Here is a 3,836-nt window from a genome sequence, read left to right as displayed (position 1 = left end):
CCGACACCTCGACCACCGCCGGCCGGGCCGTGCTCGACGGCCGCTACCCCGCTCTGGACGAACTCGCCGACTCCGCACACCACTTGGCCGCCCAGAACCCGGGCCTGTGCCGCGTGCGCACGCTCGGCACCTCGCGCGCCGGCCGCCCGCTGCTGCTGCTGACCGTCGGCCGCGGCGACGACCACGTGCTGGTCGTCGCCGGCGCCCACGCCGACGAGTTCTCCGCCCGCGCGAGCGTCGTCGAACTGGCCCACCACGTCCTGGCCCGGCCCGCCGCCCACGCCTCGGTCACCTGGAACTTCCTGCTCTGCCTCGACCCCGACGGCGCGCACCTCGCCGAGGACAGCCGGGACGCCCGCACCCTGCCCGAGTACTTCGCGGCGTTCTTCCGCCCCGCCGCCGAGGAGCAGCCCGAATGGGCCCCCGCGGTCGGCGTCGACCTGCCCGAGAGCCGCGCCCTCCTCGACCTGATCGAGGAACTGCGCCCCCGCCTGCAGTTCTCCCTCCACTCCACCGACGTCGGCGGCACCTTCCTCCAGGCCACCCGCGACCTGCCCGGCCTCGCCGGACCCTTCGCCGAGTCCGCCGCCGCCCTCGGCATCCCCGTCGACTCCGGCAGCTTCGACACGTTCTGGCTGCGCGAGCCCGGGCCGGGCGTGTTCGTCATGGACCCCGACGACATCGACCGCCAGGAGAGCACCACCGGCATGCTGGCCACCCCCGACGGCCTGGGCGGCGAGCCGGACTCCGCCGGGACGGGCGTGCGCGCCACCCCCTGGTTCACCCCCCAGCGCCACGGCGGCGACACCCTCATCGTCGAAGTCCCCCTCTGGGCCGCCCACCCCGACCCGGCCCGCCCGGCCCCCGACGCCCACAGTCACCTGGGCGCCTGCGCCGACCTGCTCCGCGACCGCGGCCGCCGGATCGCCGAGATCCACGACACCGTCGTGCACCATCTCGCCGACACCCCCCTGTTGCGCGCCGCCGGCACCCCGCTGACCGCCCTGCGCCGGCTCGCCGACCAGTGGGACCCGCGGGCGGGTGGGGAGCGCCTCCTGCGATCCGGTCTCATGACCCCGGCCCGCCTCGAAGGCATCGAACTGTGGGCCCACCGCCTGCCGGTGCGCACCGCCGCCCTGCTGCACCGCGCCCTCGGCTCCGCCGACGGGCGTACCACCCCGGCCGCCGAGCGTCTCGGCGCCCTGGTGCGGGAGTGGACCGGCGCGTACGAGCGGCGCTTCCGGCCCGTGTGGATCCCGGTGGCGCACCAGGCGGCCCACCAGGCGGCCCACCAGGCGAACACCGTCCTGGCCGCCGTAGAGCTGAGCTTGCGCGGGGTGTGACCGGAGCCCTGCCGGCCGCCCGCGACCGTGATCCGCCGGACAGACCCGGGTGGCGCGCGCCTCCCGGCCTCGCTCCGGTGACCGCCCGACAAAGGCGGTGCGGGGAATGTCGGGTGGTCGGGGCGACTGCCGCCGCACGATGGGGGCATGGATGACACGACCTTGGTTTCCCGTTTCCTCCGCGACGGCTTCGTGAAGGTGGAGGGCGCCGTCGCGCCGCGCGTGGCCGCGGACTGTGCGCGGCTGCTGTGGCGGGAGACGGACTGCGACCCGGACGACCCGTCGACGTGGACGCGGCCCGTGCACTGGGTGGCCGGCATGGCGCAGGGACCGTTCGCGGCCGCTCCCAACTCCCCTTCCCTGCAACACGCGTACGACCTGCTCGTCGGCACGGGACGCTGGGAGCCGCGCTACTCGCTGGGCACGTTCCCGCTGCGCTTTCCGCACGAGGAGGAGCCGGACGACGCGGGCTGGCACATCGAGGGGAGCTACCTGCCGGAGGGCGAGAGCTGGTACTTCACGAATCTGCGCTCCCGGGGCCGGGCGTTGCTGATGCTCTTCCTGTTCAGCGAGGTCGGCGAGGAGGACGCCCCGACCCGGATCCGGGCCGGCTCGCACCTCGACGTGCCGAAGGTGTTGGAGAAGTACGGGGAGGACGGGGCGAGCGGGCTGACTCTCGCCCCCGATCTGGTGACGGCGTCCGATCACCGGCCACTCGCCCTCGCGACCGGCTCCCCGGGCGACGTCTTCCTGTGCCATCCGTTCCTGGTGCACGCGGCGCAGCCGCACCACGGGGTGCGGCCGCGCTTGATGGCGCAGCCGCCGCTGATGCCGGCCGCACCGTACGAACTGGAGCGGGCCGACGGCGCGTACTCACCCGTGGAGATCGCGATCCGCCGGGGTCTGGGACGGGACACCCCCGGTCCGGACGGATACGGCGCCGACCGCGGCGCCGGATAGACGTGCTTCACGACCGTCTCCGGGTGAGGCGAGGCAGTGCCGGGCCCGGGCGGCCGACGCGAGGGTCCGGCGCCCGCGCCGGGCGAGCGGGCTCAGGCCTGCGGCCGCCCTCGGTTCGGCACCGGCCGCGAGGTTCGGGTACGGTGGGCGGAGTCCGTTCGCAGACGTCGTCGAGAGAGCAGAGAGGGAGGTGAGGTTGATGACCGCGCCCACGGCCACCGTGCGCAGCGCCCGGGTCCGCCTCACGTCCCGGGCCGTGGCCTGACCTCGCCCTGCCGGTCCTCAGCGGGAGCGTGAGCCCCCGAGGACCTCCTCGTACGTCATCGAATCCGGAACGGATCTTCCATCACCATGAGCGACACCTGGCTCACCCGCGCCGAGACCGGCGCCGACGCCTCCGCCGTCCGCGAGATCAACCTGGCCGCCTTCCCCACCCCGGGTGAGGCCGACCTGGTCGACGCCCTGCGGGCCGACCCCACCGCCTGGATCGACGGCCTCTCCCTGGTCGCCACCGGCACCGACGGCCGCCCGGTCGGGCACGCCCTGCTGACGCGCTGTCACATCGGTGCGACCCCGGCCCTGTGCCTCGCGCCCTGCGCCGTCCTGCCCGGACGGCAGCGCGGCGGAGCCGGTTCGGCCGCCGTCCGCGCCGCCCTGGACGCTGCCGGCGCACTCGGCGAGCGCTTCGTCGTGGTTCTCGGGCACCCGGCCTACTACCCGCGCTTCGGCTTCGGCCGGGCCTGCGAGCACGGCATCAAGCTCTCCGTCGAGGTCCCCGACGAGGCCCTGATGGCCCTCGCCCTGGACCCGGCGCACCCCCTGCCGTCCGGCACCGTCCGCTACGCGGCCGCCTTCGGCATCTGAGCACGGCCGTCAGGGCCGGTACCGGCACTCGGTGCCCGCACCGGCCCTGGCGGTCCGTCCCTCAGGACAGCGAGGCAGCCCGACCCGCCCGGGGAACCTCCTCCCGGAGCCACGACCTCGGCTGTCCGAGCCGGCTTCTACGATCGACCGGTGACCGATGACGAGATCATTGAGGCTTGCCGGAAGCTCGCCCGGAAGCGGCAGGCGCCCCCGCCCGCGCCACCGGAGGCCGTTGCCGAGGCGGAACGCGTCATCGGGTTCGCCTTCCCCACGCTCCTGCGGCGGCTCTACACAGAGGTGTCCAACGGCGGCTTCGGCCCCGCCGACGGGGTCCTGTCGGTCGACGTGGGGCAGTGGCACGAGCACATCGCGGAAGCCTACGAGTACGGACCGGACCCCACCGGCGGAGTGCCTGCCGGAGTGGTGCCGCTCTACGACTGGGGCTGCACGATGTGGTCGATGATCGATTTCCGCGATCCGGATGGTGCGATGTGGTCCAGCGCGGACGGCGATTGCCGGCCCCAGGGCGTCACCCTGGCCCAGTGGCTGCTTGCCGCGATGGACGGCGAGTTGCGCTTCGCCTGGCCGAACGGGGAGCCCCCGGAAAACGAATGGCACCGGCCGGAGACGGCGGGCGACGCGTCGTCGGGGCGGGCCTCGGCCGGGAAC

The 3,836-nt window shown here is 74.7% G+C and carries 4 protein-coding genes; all 4 read left to right on the top strand.

Translation table 11 applies throughout. The features are described from left to right. Window positions 1-1,343, top strand: a 1,343-nt coding sequence (locus ACFRMQ_RS39200) for a M14 family zinc carboxypeptidase (RefSeq protein ID WP_380735672.1), incomplete at its 5' end; no start/stop codon positions are given. Between the two features lie 147 nt (window positions 1,344-1,490). Next, window positions 1,491-2,303, top strand: a complete 813-nt coding sequence (locus ACFRMQ_RS39195) for a phytanoyl-CoA dioxygenase family protein (protein ID WP_380735671.1) — start codon at window positions 1,491-1,493, stop codon at window positions 2,301-2,303. 351 nt (window positions 2,304-2,654) lie between these two features. Continuing rightward, on the top strand, window positions 2,655-3,167 hold the full coding sequence (locus tag ACFRMQ_RS39190; protein ID WP_380735669.1) for a GNAT family N-acetyltransferase: 513 nt from the start codon (window positions 2,655-2,657) through the stop codon (window positions 3,165-3,167). 150 nt (window positions 3,168-3,317) lie between these two features. Then, window positions 3,318-3,836, top strand: a 519-nt coding sequence (locus ACFRMQ_RS39185; RefSeq protein ID WP_380735668.1) for an SMI1/KNR4 family protein, incomplete at its 3' end; no start/stop codon positions are given.

The organism is Kitasatospora sp. NPDC056783, from assembly GCF_042789895.1.
GTDB lineage: Bacteria > Actinomycetota > Actinomycetes > Streptomycetales > Streptomycetaceae > Kitasatospora.
The sequence above is the reverse complement of the archived record's forward strand: the minus strand, read 5'-3'. Positions and strand labels throughout refer to the sequence as shown.